This window comes from Thalassotalea coralli (assembly GCF_055786205.1).
This window is the reverse complement of record NZ_JBVVBK010000006.1, coordinates 182,409-201,680: the sequence shown is the minus strand read 5'-3', so window position 1 is coordinate 201,680 and position 19,272 is coordinate 182,409. Positions and strand designations below refer to the sequence as shown.

Below are 19,272 nucleotides of genomic sequence, written 5' to 3'. Positions count from 1 at the left end.
TAGTTAGCTAATTAATTAGTTGGAAAAGGCAAATTGTGCGCTCTCAAGAAGCTAAGCTTGTCCCAGTAACCTCGTTGAAAAACGATTAAATCGTCTACGATATTAAAAAAGCCACACCCCCTGAGTCCAACAGGATCCTTCCACTCTAAAATAGCCCAATCGCCGTCCTGAAATATGTTTTCTACCAGGCAGACCATGTCTGCGGTAGCAAATTCCTGCGCGAACATGTTGTGAATATTGTCCTTACCCACGATAGGCTCGTTTGCGACTTGGTGGTTTATAGCATCTGGCGCATAAAAGTTAGCGGAGCCTATCGGCATCACCGCTATTAAAGGCCTCAACCCACTGTTCAATTAACTCTTTTGGTTCCATGTTAACCCTTCAGGATTTTTACGTGTTACTGATTTATAGCTGATTAATGTCGATTTGAATACTGGAAATAGTCACTGATATCGGGTGGTGGTGCACAAAAAAGCCAACCGAAGAAGGTTGGCTTTTTATATGAAAGAATAGTTTAGATGTTATTCGATAATTTCAAACATCTTAAAAACGCGATTTACGCCGCCGACATGCCTGGCAATTTCAACGGCTGCTTTAGCTTCGCTTTCATAAACTAAGCCAAGCAAAAACACCTCGCCGTTTTCGGTCACTACTTTAACATTCATGGCGTCTAATTTTTCGCTACGGAATAATGCTGTTTTTACTTTAGAAGTAAGCCAAACATCATTGGTACGAGTAGAAATAGATGTTTTGTTTGAGACGCGAATTTGGTCATACACAAACTTTACTTCTTCTACTTGGTTAATAATTTTTATTGCCTCGTCCCTTAAAAAGGTATTAGGCGCCTGACCAACCACCAATGCTTTACCGTTCATACTAACCACCTGCAAATTAGTATTATCGGCAATTCCTTTGTGTTTAGACAAAGCGGCGTGGGCATTAAACTCAATTTTTTGATCATCTACTTGCTTGCCTACGCTTCTATTATCAGAAGCAATTGCAGCTCCACCCGCAACGGCGACAACCGCCGCAGCCGTGCATCCTTGTAGAAAAGCAGTTGTAATCAATAATGATGCAATTGTTTTTTTATTCATTGTTTACTCTTCGTTCTGCGGGAACAAGGTTGAATCGATAATGTCGCAAAGGCAGTGAATAACCACTAAATGCACTTCTTGAATACGCGCAGTTCTGGCAGATGGAACTCGGATTTCAACGTCATTTTCACCAAGTAAACCCGCTATATCGCCACCATCTTTTCCCGTTAACGCGATGATAGGCATATCTCTAGCAACAGCTGCTTCAATTGCTTTAATCACGTTAGAAGAGTTACCACTGGTCGATATAGCTAATAATACATCGCCACCATTTCCTAAAGCCCTAACTTGCTTGGAAAAAACCTCGTCATAGTGATAGTCGTTAGCAATAGAAGTGATTGTTGAACTGTCAGTTGTTAAAGCGATCGCGGGTAAGCTAGGTCGCTCTGTTTCATATCTATTGAGTAATTCTGCTGAGAAGTGCTGAGCATCACCAGCAGAGCCACCGTTTCCGCACGACAATATTTTGTTTCCACCTAACAGGGCTTGAACCATGATTAATGAGGCTTGTTCGATTGGGCCTGCAAGTGCTTCACTTGCGGCAATTTTAGTTTGAATACTTTCAGTAAAGTTACTTTTTATTCGTTCTAACATGGTGTTCATTGGCTCCGTTAGGGTCAAAAGGCATTCTTTAGCCAGGTAATCTCAGGATTTGCACTACCGTTAATTGCGATAACATCAAATCGACAGGCGGTATTATAGGCATTTAGTCCCTTTTGTTGCAGAAAAATTGCAGCAGAACGACGAATTTTTTCTTGTTTTGTGTAACTAACTGCTTCTAATGCGCCGCCAAAGGCTTTAGATTGCCGAAATTTTACCTCAACAAAAACATAAGTGCTGCCGTCTTTCATCACCAAATCAAGTTCACCGCCCTTAACTAGGTAGTTTTTAGCCGATAATGTTAGGCCGCTATCTTCCAGGTGCCTTTGGGCTACTTGTTCCCATAACTCTCCTTGTTTTCGCACCAATATTCTCCCTGTTTCCTATGAGGTAACCTATAGCAATTACTCCATTGCTATTTCACTAACTTTATCTTTTTCATACTTACCCCAGAGTAAGCTACGCGTAAGTGTTTGATCGTTGTTTAACTTGATAATCCCTGTTTGGCCATAGTGTCTAATATAGGGGTGTTTGCTAAACATTTTAAATTTGTTAACCAGTGAGAAACTGTCATAGCCCATAGCAAAAATACGCTCTAAGCTATCGCTTCTTTGTGGCCAAATAAGATTATTGATTTGTTTAAGCTGAGCATTTTGTTGCTTACTAGATAACAGCCATGGCATCTCGGTAAAGCTCAACCCTTCGAGGTCTCTGCTGTCACTCGCATCTGCGTTATTGCTGTGGCTACGGGAACTTGCAAAAACAGATATCGACTGAGCAAAAGGGGAAATATTAACGTCGATATACGGCTTTAATAGTCGTGTTTCGTTGGGTGAAGCGACGATATAGATCATGTCGATATCCCGTCGGTTACGCGCTTCAGTTTTCAAGCTCTGCCTGATACGGTTGTCTATATCGTTAATGCGCTTTTTACTTAAATCTAACTCTAAGCTGCTTTCTAATTTTTCTTGAACCTTACTTGCGTCGGTAAATTCGATAACCTCTGGTGTTGAGTCTGCGTACTTATTCCACTGAGAAATAAATTGCTGTGCGATACGTTGACTAACACTGTCCTCTTGCACGAATACGATAGGGCTTTGATAGTTCATTCTACTTAAGGTTGTAGCGGCTTGAATTGCTTCCTCAGCAGGGTTCATGGAAAAAGCAAAATGATGGGCCTTAAGCGTCTGCTCTATGGGTAAGTTCAATAGAACAGTTGGTGTTTCGCTAGTAACACTTGATATATAGGCATCGACATTATCTTTTAACAAAGGGCCAATTACTGCATCTATGTTGTTATTGATGAGTTGCTCATCTAGCGTAGTAAAGTCAATTAAATTGGTATCGAAAAAATGCAGGTTTGTATCTTCGTTGTCGTTGAACGCTGCTAAAATACCTTGTTGGGCAGCCTCTCCAGCTTTTTTACGTTGCCCTGAAAGCGGTAATAGAATCGCTATATTTTTTTCTTGGTCGTAGCTAGTTAATTCTGTCGACATCAATACTGAAATAAGAGCATTAGCTGGGTGGCCAGTATAATTTCTTTGCCATTGTGTTAAATAGCGTTGGAACTTACTAGGTTGAAAACCAAATCGGTGAGCAAAGTTTAATAGTTGTTGCCAACCATCGATGTTAGGCGGGTTTAATAAAGTGAGCTGCTCTATTTGCCATTGGGCTAAACCATTTAATGCTAACCAAGTTTGGTTTATGTCTTCTTCGTTTGGTGGGGTGAGCGCTTGATAACGAAGCAGTGCATTTAAGTAGTTAATTGGTCGTTGTAACTGTTGCTCCACTTTTGCCAGAGTTTGAAAATAAATGCCTCTTTTGCTAGTTTCAACCTGCTCTATTGGCAAGGCTTTTTTTGCATTTGATAGGCTAGTACTTGCTTCATCGTAGCGCTCAATTAAAGCTAGGGCTTGTGCTTTTGCTAGATGTAAGTCGAACTGCGTTCGGCTATTTGTCGTTAATGCCGTTGCTTGCGAGGCTAGAAAAACAGCTTTGTTATACTGTTGCTCGTCAATATAGGTATTAATTGCAAGAATTAGGTTATCAAGGGTTTGTTGCTCATTCTTGGGATTAATTTGTTGTAGGTAGTCTTGTGCAGTTTTGGCTGTCTTCTTAACCTCTACAGTTTTACTCGTTGTAGGCGTTTTAGTCACAGGTTTAGGGGCCTTGGAAGAGCAACTAACTAATAGCGCTGCTAAGGCGATGATAAAAAATTGGGAAAAGTGTCGAAATTTCACTGCAAAAACCTATATTTATTTAGATCAATCGATCTGAGATTGTTTTATAATAAACGCCATTTTTAATGGTCACAACTAAAGTAACAGTATTCTTATGGAACAAATTGACAAAGGCACACTTTTTATCGTTTCAACGCCAATTGGCAATTTATCAGATATGACCCCAAGAGCAATAGAAGTCTTGTCTCAAGTAGAAACAATTGGCTGTGAAGACACTCGTCATACGAAAAAGTTACTGTCAGCGTTTTCTATTAGTAATAAAACGTTTGCCTTGCATGATCATAACGAGCGACAAAAACAAGAATACATCGCGAGCATACTCGAACAAGGGTTAGATGTGGCGATTGTGTCTGATGCTGGCACGCCACTTATCAGTGATCCGGGTTTTCATATTGTTAGATACTGTCGCGAGTTAGGATATAAAATCTCACCCATACCTGGTGCTTGCGCGGCGATAGCAGCGTTAAGTGTAGCTGGTTTACCCACAGACAAATTTTCTTTTGAAGGCTTTTTACCAAGTAAATCAGGCGCAAGACAAACAGCACTTTCACTCGTCGCGCAGCAACCTCATACCATGATTTTTTATGATGCCCCTCGTCGCGCAATTGATACTTTGCAAGATATTGCACAAGTACTTGGCGAGCAAAGAAAAATAGTAATTGCGCGTGAAATTACTAAGACCTTTGAAACTATCGCCGCTGGCACGGTAAGAGAATTACTCGATTGGTTAGAAGGTGATGCTAATCAGTTAAAAGGCGAAATGGTACTCATAGTGTCAGGTGCGCCAGAGAAAGAATCTATTATTTCTCAAGAGGTAGAAGCTGCACTTAAACGATTATTACAAGATTTGCCGCCGAAAAAAGCATGTGCAGCTATTGCTGATATCTATTCCGTTAACAAAAAAGATCTTTACCAACTGTCATTAACAATGAAAGATTAAGTTTGTTTGTTGTAATAAATACACTATATTTTTCAGTATTGTGTGAAAAATATAGTGCGCTAGCAACTAGATAAAAAGAATGTGATGTTAATGACTTATTCTGAGCGATATTTTCATAAAGCGAAGTGCATTATTGCATCTCACTTAACGTTTATCAGTTTGCTACTGTACTTTTTACTCAGCTTTAGTGCTAATGCAGAAGAGCTTTTAGAGGAAGAGCGTGGCATTATTGCTCTAGCGAAAGTCGATGTTGAATTTGATTGGGTTCGCTTGAAATCTGGTGAATGGGTAAAAGGCGAGTTAAAAGGCTTTTACGAAGACAAACTTGAGTTTGACAGTGACGTTTTAGATTTGCTGTCGATAGATGAAGAAGATATCCATTCTATTATCTCTTCTAGGCCGCACAGCATTAAATTGCGTGATGGCAGCATAATTAGAGCGCCGATAGAAATAATCGATCGTCGCGGCAGTATTTTAGGAAAACCAGACGCATATACCTTTTTTGAGGTGTTAACTATTGCCGGTGAAAAAGAAACTGGTATCGATATATGGGACATTAAAGTCGATCTCGGTGTTAGTTTAAGTAAAGGTAATACTGATCAAACCGAGTGGAATGGGCGCGTTAACGCTAAGAGACGAACCGTAAGTAGCCGCCTTATCGTCGACTTTTTTGCGACTCGCTCCACTGCAGACGGCGAAGAAGTTGAAAATAATGGTTCGCTTTCTTCAACCTATGACATTTTTTACACAGAAAAAATATTCTTTCGCCCCGCGTTAGTTACTATTTCAAAAGACCCCTTTAAAAACATAGAGACAGAATATACTTACGGTGCGGGTATTGGTTATTACTTTATCGATACAAACAAAACAGAGTGGGATGCGTCGATAGGTCCTAGTTATCGGAAAACAAACTTTGTTTCTAATACAGAACTCGGTCATAGCTCTGAAGAATCCTTGGGTGGTTTTTTTGAAACCAATTTTGAAACTGAATTAACGAAAACTGTTGATTTTGAGGCGTCTTACACACTTAACATTGCTGAAAAGGCGAGTGGTGGAATGCGTCATGAACTGTTTACCACGTTAGAGTTTGACCTTTTTGAAGATGTTGATTTAGACGTTTCTTTTATTTGGGATAGAACCTCAGATCCGCAAGCCAATGAAAATGGTATCGTTCCGAAAAAAGACGATTACAAAATGTATATATCGGTGGGTATAGAGCTATAAAGTAGTGCTAACTACTGAGCTAGTATCATCAACTTAGTAACATTTCTACGCTTAATACATTGCTTTGATTATGTTATCGTTTGAATACATTATGTAAAATGAGCAATGAAGGCCTAGATAGTGAAGTGCGCTATAAACCTTGGTAAGCCCTCTTCAGCAGGTTTTACGCTAATAGAATTAATAGTTGTTATTGTAATTTTAGGCATTTTAGCGATGACGGCTTTGCCAAAAGTCGTTGATTTAAAGTCAGATGCCATTATTGCGAAAGTTCAACAAAACGCGGCTGCCTTGCAGGCAGGTGTGAATTTAAGCAATCTAAAATGGCGAGCACTTGGTTCTCCATCTGACGTTAATGAGCGAAACGATATTCAGCTCTATGGCGCAGGTGCAGCAGGGCAGGTAGATATTTCGGTTAACGGTTGGCCGGTACAAAGTTATGCTGGCCCTGATACCGTGCTAACGACTGATAATGACGATGACTGTTTGTCACTTTGGGTCGTGTTAATTGAAAACGGTGTTGACAAAGGGGCTACCGATAACAGTGCTGAGTTTATTGTTAATTATGAAGGTGCTGGTGTTTGTTCTTATACTTCTACTGATGACGGCCGCTTTAGTTTTCTTTACGATTCCACTACCGGTAAAGTTACCGTATCCATATAAAAAAACGCCTGTCCAGACAGGCGTTTTTGTTAGATTATTTCCAAAAATTACTATACCTATTACATTAAATATTTAATTAAATTGGTAATAGGTATTAGGCCGCTACAGCTAAACTTGGCGTTTCCTTTTTCACCTCTTTAGGTTGATGATTTGACGCTAAAGCTGTGTAAATGATTGGCAATAAAATTAAAGTAAATAAGGTACCAATTATCATACCTGCTACAAGAATAATACCGATACTATTACGAGCCTCAGCACCTGCTCCAGTCACTAATACTAGCGGGAAGTGACCAAGAACTGTTGCTGCCGTTGTCATCAGGATAGGACGTAATCGCGTTGCCGCCGCTTCTTTTACTGCAGCTAGCTTATCCAAGCCTTGTTCTTGCATGTGGTTGGCAAACTCAACAATTAGGATACCGTTTTTCGCAATTAAGCCGATTAAAGTAATTAAACCTATTTGTGAGTAGATATTAATCGAGGTTAGCCCTAAGAATGGCAGGCTTAACGCGCCAGCTAACGCTAAAGGAGCACAGCCAAGTAATACCACTAGTGGGTCACGGAAACTGTTAAATTGTATGGTTAGTACAAAGAATACCACAATCAAAGATACCAGTAATACACTAACCATAGTATTACCTTCTTTACGTAACTGGCGTGATTCTCCTGCGTAATCAATAGAGTAATTCTGAGGTAATAAGCCAGCAGCAATTTGCTCAAGACTTGATAACGCTTGCTCTTTAGTTACGTGAGGTAAAATACCACCGTAAATACGGAACGAACTCTGCTGATTAAAAGAGCCTAATACTCTTGGGCCTGTTACTGGCACTAATTTAGCAAAACTAGAGACTTTAATAAGTTCACCTGCCGGTGTGCTTATTTGCATATCAAGAATGTGCTCAGGGTTATACTTCTGCGCTTTGTCGACAACAGGGATAACGCGGTAAGCTTTGCCATTGTCATTGTAATGATTGACGTAGTTGTTAGACATCAACACGCTAAGCTGGTCGTTAATTTGTGCTAAGCTCAAACCTAAGTCGGCAACTAATGTTCTATCGATAATCAGCTCTGCTTGTGGTAAATCAATTTTCAAATCAGTATCAACAAACATAAAGTTACCGGTTTGATAGGCTTGACCAATTATTTGTTCAGCGAATTCACGCATTTTATTAACGTCATCATTGGTTCTAACTACCATTTCAACATCGAATTGACCTGCCGTAGGTAAAGCTGCTGGTAAAATTGGTAGTAACGTTAATTCATTTACACTGCCCAGTTTGCCATATAGCTCTGGAAGTAATTCGTGAACCGTGCGCTCGCGTTCTTCAGGTGGAGCAAGCTCTACACCACCGAAACCTGCAGCCGCATTAATAATTTGCCATACAAACTTACTGCCTTCGGTAGTTTTTAATACGTCTACCGCGTTATTCATGCTTGCAGATGTGTAGTTAAGAGAAGACTCTGGCGGTGCTTCTACTACCACTTGAATGCTACTTTGATCTTCTACAGGCGCTAGCTCTTTTTGTGAGAACATATAGAAAGGCACGACAAGTAAGCTGAAAATTACTGCAACGGTAATAACCTGGTAGCGCCACTCGAACATTTTTTCCAATACCTTCATGTACTTCAATTGAAGATTAGAAAAACCGCCATTAATTTTCTTCGTTAATTTTCCTTCTTGGCCACCTTCAGGAGAAACAAAAGCACTCATAATTGGCGACAATGTAATAGCAACCACACCGGAAATTAATACTGCTACTGCTAAGGTGAAGGCGAATTCTCTAAACAAGAATCCTGTAAGTCCTGACAAAAAGCCGATTGGTGCATATACCGCAGCTAAGGTTAGTGTCATCGCGATGACAGGAACAAGTAACTGTCTTGAACTTAATAAGGCGGCTTCAATACGACCTTTTCCTTCTCGCATATGACGAGCAACATTCTCAACAACAACGATGGCGTCATCAACGACCAGGCCAACTGATAATACGATAGCTAGGATGGTTAACAGGTTTAATGAAAAGCCCATCAGCGACATTACACCAATTGCACCTAAAATAGAGATTGGAATAGTAATAAGAGGTACTAAAGCTGTTCTAAATGACCCCATCATGGCGACAACGACGATGCCCACCAATAATACCGTTTCAATTAAAGTAGTGAATATCTCTTTAATAGCATCACGCATATAAAGCGTACCGTCATAACCTATGTTAATTTTCATATCATTAGGTAAGTTGGCATTAATGTTATCTAGCTTTTTATACAGCGCATCACCAATTTCAATTTCATTTGAACCCGGTAGTGGCCATACTGCCAAAAATATGGTGGTATCGTGGTCAAGGCGTGCGTCTACATAACCTTCTTCTTCACCTACCTCTACTTTAGCTATGTCTGCTAAGCGGATTTGCGCACCGTCGATGTCAGCGACAACAAGTTGCTCAAAATCAGCAGCAGTTTTGAGGGTGGTGTTTGCCATAATATCAACACGCTGGCGATTACTTTCGCTATAACCTAATGTCGCGATAGTATTATTTGCTCGCAATGCTGCAAATACCTGTTGAGGGCTTAAGTTAAATACGGCTAATTTATCTTGATCTAACCAAATACGCATCGCAGGGTTTCTGCCACCTTCTAGCGTAACTTTTTGAACACCAGGAATATCGCCAATGATAGGGGTGATATTACGCGATAAGTAATCAGTAACTTCACTTCTAGCTTGGTTAGGTGCAAAAACATCAAGGTAAAATATAGCGTACGGGCTGTCTGTTCTAACAACCGATACCGAAGGATCTTCCGCGCCTTGTGGTAATTCAAAAGCAATTTGGCTTAAGCGCGTACTTAACTCGGTTAAAGCGTCGTTAGTATTGTGGTTTAGGTTTAGCCACGCTGTGACTTTACTATTACCAGAAGTGGTATGAGAGTCTACGTAATCTACACCAGGTACCGTTGATGCAACTCGTTCAATAGGTTCTGTCACGAATCCCTTTACCACATCAGCGGAAGCGCCAGTGTAAGTAGTTGTTATAACAAGTGAAGCACTTTCAATTTTTGGGTATTGCTGAACGGATATACCTGAAGAGGCATATATACCGGCCAGTACAATTAACAATGAAAGCACTATAGCTAATACAGGCTTTTTGATGAAAATATCCATCAAGGCCTTTTGACTGTAAGGTTTATTAGACGAAGACATGATTATTCTCCTTTACCTAATGCACCTGCAAGCGTGTACGTTTCAGGTTGCTCGGTTTGTGGGTACACTAATAGGCCTTCACGTAACTTAAATGCACCTTCAGTCGCAATAAGTTGGCCTGAGCTTATACCTGATAAAACAACGTGTTGGTTGGCATCACGTTGCCCTAATTCTACAGGTACACGTTTGGCGCGGAAATTACCTTGCTCATCTTTATTCAATGTATATAGGTAAGTTCCTTGATGAGTACGAGTCACCGCAGAGTTTGGTACTAACACCACTGAATTGTCGATTTGATAAATGTGCACCTGAACAATTTCATTGTGTTTAAAATACTTAGCGCCATTGTCAATTGCTGCACGATATTTTAAATGACGAGAGTTTGCCTTAATCTCACTATTCACTGCGATAATGGTTGCTTCTAAGCTATCTAGGTTGTTGTTGCCAATAGCTTGTACTACCACTTTTTCACCCACAATTAAGTGTTTTTGTGTTTGCGCTACTTGAAAGTCAACCCACAGCGTGGATTCTTGACCAATTAAGGTCGTTACCGAACTGTTCATAGGTAAATACTGACCTACTTGATAAGTTTCTAAGCCAACTTGACCAGCAAATGGTGCTCTAATTTGCTTCTTATTGATGATCGATTTTAAGTTTTCTACGTCAGATTGAGCGATTGCACGTTGTGCAGTGGCATTGTCATATTCTTGCTCACTCACTTTTTTCTGCTTAAGTAACTTAGTAATACGAGATAGTGTAGAAGTTGCTAATGACAAATTTGCTTTAGCGGCTTTTAATTGTGCTTGCTCTTGAGAAACGTCAAGGCTTAGCAACAATTGGCCTTTTTGAACTAAGTCACCCGCTTGAAAATTAACGGAAGTAATTTTTCCTGCTAACTCAGTTTGCAAGTTAACCACTTGAGTGGCTTGAGTTTGTCCGGTGACTTGATAGAAATTTTGATGATCAGTAATTTCAGTCACAGTTGCTTTTACTGCAGCCGAAGGTTCAGGAAAAGCTTCCGCCATAGCGATAGCTGCCTGAATTTGTTGGAATTTAACGAAGCCTAGACTTGTTACGGTGAGTGCGACGACGAATAACGCCACGAACCAGCGATGCAATTTCATGAAAACTCTCCAAAAATATTATAAAAAACTGTTATAGGTGACCTGTTTGCGCTAACGAAGGCCACACTCGGTAAGTACATGGGCAACTTTTTCAATCCCCGCTTCATCTAGCGGTTGTTGCCATTCAAATGAGTTAAGTAAACGGTGCATATTACGAATAACGGGCGCATCTGTTTTTGCAGGCTCTGCTAGCAATTCAGTATTACCTTCAGATATGTTTCGAATCTGAGTCATACGATCAACATACTGGAAGCCAACTGCCATTGCCCAACAGCCATAATTAATTTCACTGATTGAACGTTGCGTATCGCCGTTAAGTTTTAATTCACCTGAAAAAGCTGCTTGGTTCATACATTTATTAAAAATTTGCTCACATTTTTCGTGAGCCTTTACCATGCGATCTGTCCACAGTGACGATACTCGAGTAATGATTAACTCATTACCGGCAAAAGATTCTAAATGGCTGTCGAAAGGGTACACCTGCATTTTCTTTGGGCTTAGCATCAAGATTGCGATGATTCGCTCTGGGGTAGTCAAATCTAAGGTTAAAATACGATCGAAGATTTCACGATGAAATTGAAACACTCGAGTCGCTAACGCGAAGATAATGTCTTCCTTACATTGCACATGCTTGTAAATACTCCCCATAGAAAGGCCTGCTTTTTTTGAAACGGCAGACATAGTGAAATCCAGCAGCGACGTTTCAGCAATGCATTCGGCGGCAGCATTTAGGATTAACTCTTCTTGTTCTTCAGGGCTATATTTAGGCGCAGGAGCCATAATTTACTCACTTTTTAACTATTGTTTAACTCATAAATCATACTTTAGAACGCTATTCGTATTTCATTCGAATAGCGTTCGAATGTGGTTATTGTTATCGAATGTAACTAGTTTGTCAACAAATTAAGATCCTTTGATCGTTAAATTTTGGGGTGATTGGTAGGTAAAATAAGGAGGGGTTATAAGAAAAATTAAGAAAACTAAACGGTTAGTAATTAGGGCGTGTTGATCTTTCAGGGTTAAATTTTGTTCGGATTAAATGCGTTTTTATCGCGGCACTTGTGATACGCATAGTTATTCTACGCACAGAGCAAGTAACAATGAGAAAAATGCATGTAAACGAATCCAAAGGACAGCATTTATCATGCCTTTCTACTGCGTTATCGCTTATTTATGTGGAATAACCACACGGCATAAGCTCTGTCTTGTATAAAAACATGATAAATTGCTGCAAAAATAGCCTTGAAAGATCAACACGCCCTAGTCGTTATAATTTCCTTTTTATCTTTTGCAGGTTCTCGTTATTAACCATTAAGCTCTTGCCAAGTAATTTCCACTAATAAGGAATCAAGATTACTGCTGAGCTGTAGCTGACTATGATTGTTTTCGGACGGAATATTTTCCGATGTAGACAGTTGTGGGCTGCATATAAATTCAGCACCCACCCATGCATTTCTTCCCGCGTTTTTAGCGGTATATAGGGCTTTGTCGGCGAAATCTACACATTCTAACCAGCTCATTTCTTTACCCTGCGCTTTACCTAATGGACAAGGTACGTAACCAATAGAGCAAGTGACCTTTAAGGTTAGTTGTTCATTCGGGTTAAATGGTTCATTTGCGATAGCGTGACAAATTCGCTGTGCTAAGGTAGAAGCTAGCTCTCTCGATGTTTCGCGAACAACTAGCAAAAACTCTTCGCCGCCCCACCTTACTAGGTAGTCACTTTCTCTTGCGATGGTTTTCAGTCGATTACTAAACTCGATGAGAACTTGGTCGCCAACTTGATGACCATGTTGATCGTTGACTTCTTTAAAGTGATCTATGTCTATTAGAAAAAACACCATATCTGCACCAGCGATGGGCTTAGATAGCGGAAGGTGACCATGGTATTTTCTTGCCACTAGAGCCATTTCAGTTGGCATGTTCTTCTCTAAGAAACGTCTATTGTTTAGCTTAGTCAGAGGGTCTGTCACGCTGGCTTTGGCTAAGGCTTCGGACTTTTCCTTTAACTCTTTTGTGGTTTTTTCTAGGCTAAGGGTTCTCAGTCTTACTTGTTCTTCCAGAAAACGTCGTCTTTCATTTAAAGCAAGGGTTCGTATACGGACTATGCCAAAAACAAAAGCACCAGCGAGTAATACGAAACAGATTTTTGCCAATAGGGTTTGATACCAAAGGGGCTGAACTTTAATATAAATTGATTGTGTTTGAGGGCTCCATTGGCCAATACGATTAGTGTGTTGAATTTCTAATGAGTAATCGCCAGGCGGAAGGGTGGTATAGGTTGCGATGCGGTGTTCAGCATCTGCTTCTAACCATTTATCACTTAACCCTAATAACCGATAGCGATACTTTACAGTATCTGCATTTTCAAAATCTAAAGTGGTAAATTCTATCGAGAGTTTATTACTTTGTGGGGGGATTAAGAGTGGTTGTTCAACGCTTGAATGCAAGTGAGGAGCGTAATAATGCTTATCTCCTATTGTTGATGTAGTTAACACTAAGGGAGCAAAGCGATTTTGACTTTGCCAGTGTCTGCCATCGATTATATTTATTCCACCATTTCCGCCAAAAAGAACTTCTCCACTAGATGTTAAAATAGCGGCGTTTCGATAATAAGGGGAAAATAACCCGCTATAATGGGGCGCGAGTTGCTCTATTTGCAAAGTTTCGACGTTTATTACATCAATACCGGCAGACGTTCCTACCCATACATTTCCATATTGGTCAGGCTGCATTGCTTTCACTACATTGCTAGACAATCCTTTGTTCTTGTTAAGTTGAGTAAAATGTTTAGGATAAGGCGCCGCCTCAGATACATAAATTCCGGAGCCTTCTGTGGCTATCCATAGGCGACTATTATCATCATAAAAAAAGGTAGATATATATTTACTTTCAAACGGGAAGCCTGCGAGCTCTTCATTTGGTAATCGATAGGTGAGAGTACCATTTGCATCAACCCAGTTTAGACCACTCCAGGTACCAGCAAGGACTTCTCCTTTTTTCATGGTCGGTTTGATAATAGAGACACGCTGATCGGTAAAACTAGGGTTATCTATAGAAATATGTTTTGCAGTGCTCAATTGACCTTGACTGTGGTTAAAGCGCCAAAGACCATCAGTGCCGCCCGCCCATAGATGTTGTTGGCTTGCAAATAGAGCGCCGGTATATTTCTCACTGTGTCTGGTAGGTGTATTTATTCGTTGCAAGGTTGGCGAATCAAAATAATACATGCCCCAGTTACTGCCGATAATCGCTTGGCCGTCAGGTAACAATTGTAGCGTTTCTACCGCACCGCCAGGTAAGTTGGTTTCTGGCTTATCAGGGTTTGTTGTAAAGTGGTTGATTAAGCCTGACTGAGGAGAAACAATATCTAGTCCTTTGCCTCTAAGACCAAGCCATATGTTGCCACTTTTATCTTCCGCTAGCGCATTAATATTCTGATCAGATAGCCCTTTTACGTTTCCGGTATCGCCGTAAATGGATTTAATAAAACCGCGCGCAGGGTTGTGTAAGCTAATACCCTTGCTGCTAATTACCCATACCAAGTTATTGCTCGATTTAAATATTTTCCAAATTTCATTACTGGGCAAGCTAGACGCGATCAAGCGGTTATGTTGAATTCTACGAGAATTGTCTGCGGTTAAATTTAACTCTATGATCCCTTGACCATGTATGCCAAGCCAAATGTTATCAGGAGAGACCTGTGCGAGAGAGTATATCCATTCTTGTTTAAAATCTGGGATTTCAGGCTTCGATGCCTTAAAGCTTGCATCGATAATGACAATACCGGCTCTTGGTGTGCCTACCCAAATATTACCATCGCTAGTTTGAATGATTGCCGAAATTCGCTGGCTAGTTGGCAACCAATTGGAAAGATCAAAGAAGGAAAATTGAGAATCTTGTGCTTTCTTATAAAATAGGCCGTGACTTGTTCCCAGCCAAATCGTATTTTCTTTACTGGCGACTAAGCTAAAAATTCGTAAATTTTCAGGTGTTGTAGCTAAAGGCAAATCAAACGATTCAACTGCAAAAGGTTGACGGCTTATTTTTAGCACTTTTTTCGTTGTTGCAGCCCAAATCGTGGGTGAATTTGGTGAGCCAATGGCAATTGCTTTAATGTTGGCTGGAACAATGTTGTTAAGGGAGACTTTGTCTAATGTTCTTGTCTCGGTATCAAAACGAAATAAGCCTTGCTTGGTGTTTAACCATAGCGACTTAGTGTCGAAGATAAAGCGATTAATGTTTAATTCTTGTTGTTGAAAAGTGGTCGATACTTTTTCAAACTTAGTGCCATCGAATCGAACTAAGCCTTCTGCGGTTAGTAACCAAATAAAGCCAAAATGATCTTCGGCGATTGATCCAATGTATCCCTGAGGTAATCCACTTTTAGCAGTGAAGTTTTTAAAAATAGTGTCGTGCCATTGCCAATTTTCAGGCTCTTGAGCTTGGCTTGACATTAAACCAATGTTTAATGTCAACACAATACTTAAGGCGAATTTGAGAACAGTACGCAACATATTTAATGCAAAACTCAGATAATGAACACATAAACAATAACATAGTCTATCGCGATGTCGAATAAACCACCAATTGCTTAACTAGGCAAGGTAATAGTATTTATCTATAAGCTTGTTCAAGTAGTTATAATTGCCAATTGGCATAGCAAGAGCCATTGCATTAGGTTACAATGCGCCGCGAGTTAGCTAGACAATCGCTGCTTGTTCGTTGTACCAAACGCTTTGCTGATGGTAGACAGGACAAGGGGAGGAAAGTCCGGGCTCCATAGAGCAGAGTGCCAGATAACGTCTGGGCGGCGTAAGCCGACGACAAGTGCAGCAGAGAGAAGACCGCCTAAGCACATTTGTGCCGGTAAGGGTGAAAGGGTGCGGTAAGAGCGCACCGGGCCACTGGTAACAGTTGGCAGCAGGGTAAACTCCACTCGGAGCAAGACCAAATAGGGTTTCTTTACTTTTTATAGTAAGTGCGTGGCTCGCGTTGAAACCGGGTAGGTTGCTTGAGCCTTAGAGCGATTTAAGGCCTAGACGAATGATTGTCACCTCTTTTGAGGATACAGAACCCGGCTTATGTGCTAACTCATTAATTTCTTAGAAAAGCCTCGGTAGCAATATCGAGGCTTTTTTTATTTAACCACTGGTAACAGTTGGCAGCAGGGGTGCCAAAACCACAGGCCACTCGGAGCAAGACCAAACAGGGTTTCTTTACTTTTTACAGTAAGTGCGTGGCTCGCGTTGAAATCGGGTAGGTTGCTTGAGCCTTAGAGCGATTTAAGGCCTAGACGAATGATTGTCACCTCTTTTTATTTAGGTAATAAGGGGATACAGAGCCCGGCTTATGTGCTAACTCATCAAATTCTTAGAAAAGCCTCGGTAGCAATATCGAGGCTTTTTTATATTGCCATTGGTAACAGTTGGCAGCAGGGGTGCCAAAACCACAGGCCACTCGGAGCAAGACCAAATAGGGTTTCTTTACTTTTTATAGTAAGTGCGTGGCTCGCGTTGAAACCGGGTAGGTTGCTTGAGCCTTAGAGCGATTTAAGGCCTAGACGAATGATTGTCACCTCTTTTTATCTTGGTATTAAGAGGGTACAGAACCCGGCTTATGTGCTAACTCATTAATTTCTTAGAAAAGCCTCGGTAGCAATATCGAGGCTTTTTTTATTTAACCACTGGTAACAGTTGGCAGCAGGGGTGCTAATACCACTGGCCACTCGGAGCAAGACCAAATAGGTTTTCGTTACTTTTTATAGTAAGTGCGTGGCTCGCGTTGAAACCGGGTAGGTTGCTTGAGCCTTAGAGCGATTTAAGGCCTAGACGAATGATTGTCACCTCTTTTTATTTAGGTAATAAGGGGATACAGAACCCGGCTTATGTGCTAACTCATTAATTTCTTAGAAAAGCCTCGATAGCAATATCGAGGCTTTTTTGTGGAAAAAGCCATTTGAACATTACTTTTCTAACAACGACATAACTTCTGGGTGCGTAGCAAACTCAGTAAGTTCATCGATAGCATTTGGATATAAGTGCTTTTTATTTTGTAAGATTTGTAATGCGTCGGCAACTTCTTTGTCGAAACTAGACGGTTGAGCAGCTTTTTCGTCATGGCCGTAATTTCTTATTAACTGGCGAATATTGTCCATATTAACTAATGTGCCTGGACACGTTTTAGAGGTGCGGTAACGTGATGACACTCTTCCCTTATCGACAAGGGTATTAATTTCTCTGTGGCCAATGACATTTTCTACTGGGATATGGTGCTTTGCCATTAAATCACGACAAAGGCCAATTAAGGTAATGTATTGTTTTTCGGTAAAGTCTTCTTTGTCTCCATGGCCAATACAACAAATACCTAACGATTTATCGTTTAATCCGAGGCAATGTGCGCCAGGAGTTGTATCTCTTCGCCCTTTTTCTAATTCTCCATCAGGCTTGTTGTCATGGCGATTATTTAAAATGACGTAGTGATAGCCAATACCTTGCCAGCCTCTTTGTTTGTGCCAACTATCAATTACGTTTGCATCGCAATTTCGTCCGGAATAAGCGGCGGTGTGAAGGACTAAATATTGAGGTTCCATGACTGGCTCTCCTTTCAAAAATTGGTTGCAGTTGTATTTTCTGTCAATCATCTACGGTAATTCTTGGCTTATGTTTCAATTTCGCGTCTATTGTATTAGAAGCTACCGAGCCCACCTGTTACCACGCGTTTCACTGTAGCGCCGACAAACTTGCCGACATTTGAGCCAAAGTTAACTGCTTTATCTTCAATGCTACTAAGCTTTTTATCCAAAGCGACATTGGCTTTTTTAAGTTCAACTAGCTTAGCTTGTAAGTTTGTTGTTCCTTGCTCAATTTCAGCGATGATACTGTCTATTTTTTCCACTTCCGCTTGCGCTGATTTAGCTTGTTCAATTACAGCGTCGCTTTCAGCAGTGAATTCTGCTGTAAAGTTTTTCTGCTCTACTTCTTTGACCACATCGTTTAAATTAGTACGAAACTCGCTAATGTATTCGTTGATTTTCATATCTACATCTTTTCGTGTTTGTTCCGCTGTTTTACGAAACTCTTCACTGACATAGGCGTTAAATAGTTTTTCATTGGGTTTCATAATCTTCTCCTAAAAGTGATGACGCTAAACTAAACGAGCTTTTCTACAATTTCTAATTTGAATGAATTGAGATAGTCTTTCGCTTTTTCTTTAAGGGTTTTTTGAACACCTTTAGCATCTTCTTTTAACTCCTTTACTTTTTTGTCGAATTCTTTTTTGGTGTCGGCAGTCACACCTTCAAGCAGCTCTTTTCCTGAGCCTAGTATTTGTTCTTTACTAGGAACGTCGTTACTTTTGCCAAGTAAGGTCTTTACAATGCCGTCTTTAAAACCATTGGCGATGTTACTTAAAATCCCTTGGTCGGATAATGGGTTGTTGATGTCTGCATAAGACTGAATATATTGAAACGCATCGTCCTGGTCTTTTGTCCACTCTTCTAGTGCTTCAAAGGTCTTTGTAGAAAGTGGGGCAACAGATAGTGAAATTTGTTTTGCCGCTTTAATTTTTTTTGATTTTTCGCTATCCAGTTCACTTAGTTTTTCGTCAAACAATTTTTTTAGGTTAGCTCTCGCTAGCGTTATTTCTTGTTCTAATGAAGCTGTCAAAGCTTTTTTTGAAGACAGTTCAATGTCGTTTCTTTCTGCCAGTCGACCGAAATAATCGGCAGCTGCTAACGCAGCTTGCTGTTTCAATTCTTTATCATCAGGAAATTTTTTACTTTCATCATAAAGCGACTCTGCTATTCTCTCTGCGGAACTCACCGATGCATTTAACCCAATCATTTTCTCATTTATGTATGATTGTGCTTCTTCTAGCGCTCTCTCTTTAAAGCCAATAAGCTTGCTTTCCTGCTCTAAGCGAAATTCCAATATTTCTACTTTTTTTTCACGATGGAGCTTTTCGATGGAAGTAATCGTATTTTGTCTTTGAGTTTCCGTCAGCGTTTTATTGCGTGCCGAGAGAAGTTCGTCTTTTGTTTTTAGTTTTGATATTAAATTACTTGCAGCCTCATTTGCTTCATTCATCTGTTTAACAGCATCACTTAATTCTTGATTAGCGACACAACCAGTGAGAAAGCCAATTAGGCAGATTATGCTCAGTCTCAAACTTAGCTTTTTGAGGTAAGTGTTCATCTTAC

General features: G+C 40.4%; 15 protein-coding genes and 1 other RNA gene. 4 read left to right on the top strand and 12 right to left on the bottom strand.

Annotated elements, in window-relative coordinates:
* Positions 1 to 11: 11 nt before the first annotated feature.
* From ACOB80_RS15805 to ACOB80_RS15785, 5 genes are all read right to left on the bottom strand, one after another.
* A complete protein-coding gene (locus tag ACOB80_RS15805; RefSeq protein WP_473166823.1) occupies positions 12 to 353 on the bottom strand; it encodes an ester cyclase in 342 nt (113 codons plus the stop codon).
* A gap of 168 nt (positions 354 to 521) precedes the next feature.
* Positions 522 to 1,094: a division/outer membrane stress-associated lipid-binding lipoprotein gene (dolP, locus tag ACOB80_RS15800; RefSeq protein ID WP_473166822.1), complete on the bottom strand. Its 573-nt coding sequence runs from the start codon at positions 1,092 to 1,094 to the stop codon at positions 522 to 524.
* A gap of 3 nt (positions 1,095 to 1,097) precedes the next feature.
* On the bottom strand, positions 1,098 to 1,688 hold the full coding sequence (locus ACOB80_RS15795) for a phosphoheptose isomerase (protein ID WP_473166974.1): 591 nt from the start codon (positions 1,686 to 1,688) through the stop codon (positions 1,098 to 1,100).
* A gap of 23 nt (positions 1,689 to 1,711) precedes the next feature.
* Positions 1,712 to 2,059 carry a YraN family protein gene (locus ACOB80_RS15790; protein ID WP_473166821.1) on the bottom strand — a complete coding sequence of 116 codons (348 nt, stop codon included), beginning with the start codon at positions 2,057 to 2,059 and terminating at the stop codon, positions 1,712 to 1,714.
* Positions 2,060 to 2,098: 39 nt separating this feature from the next.
* On the bottom strand, positions 2,099 to 3,934 hold the full coding sequence (locus tag ACOB80_RS15785; protein WP_473166820.1) for a penicillin-binding protein activator: 1,836 nt from the start codon (positions 3,932 to 3,934) through the stop codon (positions 2,099 to 2,101).
* Between the two features lie 94 nt (positions 3,935 to 4,028).
* On the opposite strand from ACOB80_RS15785, the gene rsmI reads away from it, so the two are divergent.
* From rsmI to ACOB80_RS15770, 3 genes are all read left to right on the top strand, one after another.
* Positions 4,029 to 4,874, top strand: a complete 846-nt coding sequence (rsmI, locus tag ACOB80_RS15780) for a 16S rRNA (cytidine(1402)-2'-O)-methyltransferase (RefSeq protein WP_473166819.1) — start codon at positions 4,029 to 4,031, stop codon at positions 4,872 to 4,874.
* 90 nt (positions 4,875 to 4,964) lie between these two features.
* Positions 4,965 to 6,098, top strand: a complete 1,134-nt coding sequence (locus ACOB80_RS15775) for a DUF481 domain-containing protein (protein WP_473166818.1) — start codon at positions 4,965 to 4,967, stop codon at positions 6,096 to 6,098.
* A 120-nt stretch (positions 6,099 to 6,218) separates the two neighbouring features.
* The gene (locus tag ACOB80_RS15770; protein WP_473166817.1) at positions 6,219 to 6,758 is read left to right on the top strand and encodes a type II secretion system protein; all 540 of its coding nucleotides are present in this window, start codon (positions 6,219 to 6,221) and stop codon (positions 6,756 to 6,758) included.
* A 94-nt stretch (positions 6,759 to 6,852) separates the two neighbouring features.
* Here ACOB80_RS15770 and ACOB80_RS15765 read toward each other — a convergent pair whose 3' ends face one another.
* The 4 genes from ACOB80_RS15765 to ACOB80_RS15750 form a co-directional block, all read right to left on the bottom strand.
* Positions 6,853 to 9,948, bottom strand: a complete 3,096-nt coding sequence (locus ACOB80_RS15765; RefSeq protein ID WP_473166816.1) for an efflux RND transporter permease subunit — start codon at positions 9,946 to 9,948, stop codon at positions 6,853 to 6,855.
* Between the two features lie 2 nt (positions 9,949 to 9,950).
* A complete protein-coding gene (locus tag ACOB80_RS15760; RefSeq protein ID WP_473166815.1) occupies positions 9,951 to 11,072 on the bottom strand; it encodes an efflux RND transporter periplasmic adaptor subunit in 1,122 nt (373 codons plus the stop codon).
* Positions 11,073 to 11,123: 51 nt separating this feature from the next.
* Entirely contained in the window at positions 11,124 to 11,852 is a 729-nt protein-coding gene (locus ACOB80_RS15755; protein ID WP_473166814.1) for a TetR/AcrR family transcriptional regulator, read from the bottom strand.
* Between the two features lie 524 nt (positions 11,853 to 12,376).
* Entirely contained in the window at positions 12,377 to 15,553 is a 3,177-nt protein-coding gene (locus ACOB80_RS15750) for a diguanylate cyclase (protein ID WP_473166813.1), read from the bottom strand.
* A gap of 214 nt (positions 15,554 to 15,767) precedes the next feature.
* Between ACOB80_RS15750 and rnpB the strand changes: the two genes are divergently transcribed.
* Positions 15,768 to 16,173: RNase P RNA component class A (gene rnpB / locus ACOB80_RS15745), an RNA gene on the top strand.
* A gap of 864 nt (positions 16,174 to 17,037) precedes the next feature.
* Here the strand turns inward: rnpB and ACOB80_RS15740 are convergent.
* The 3 genes from ACOB80_RS15740 to ACOB80_RS15730 all read right to left on the bottom strand — a co-directional run bounded on the left by ACOB80_RS15740 (position 17,038) and on the right by ACOB80_RS15730 (position 19,267).
* A complete protein-coding gene (locus ACOB80_RS15740) occupies positions 17,038 to 17,664 on the bottom strand; it encodes a peptidoglycan recognition protein family protein (RefSeq protein ID WP_473166812.1) in 627 nt (208 codons plus the stop codon).
* A 95-nt stretch (positions 17,665 to 17,759) separates the two neighbouring features.
* On the bottom strand, positions 17,760 to 18,194 hold the full coding sequence (locus ACOB80_RS15735; protein WP_473166811.1) for a hypothetical protein: 435 nt from the start codon (positions 18,192 to 18,194) through the stop codon (positions 17,760 to 17,762).
* 29 nt (positions 18,195 to 18,223) lie between these two features.
* A complete protein-coding gene (locus ACOB80_RS15730; RefSeq protein WP_473166810.1) occupies positions 18,224 to 19,267 on the bottom strand; it encodes a hypothetical protein in 1,044 nt (347 codons plus the stop codon).
* Between the last annotated feature and the right edge of the window lie 5 nt (positions 19,268 to 19,272).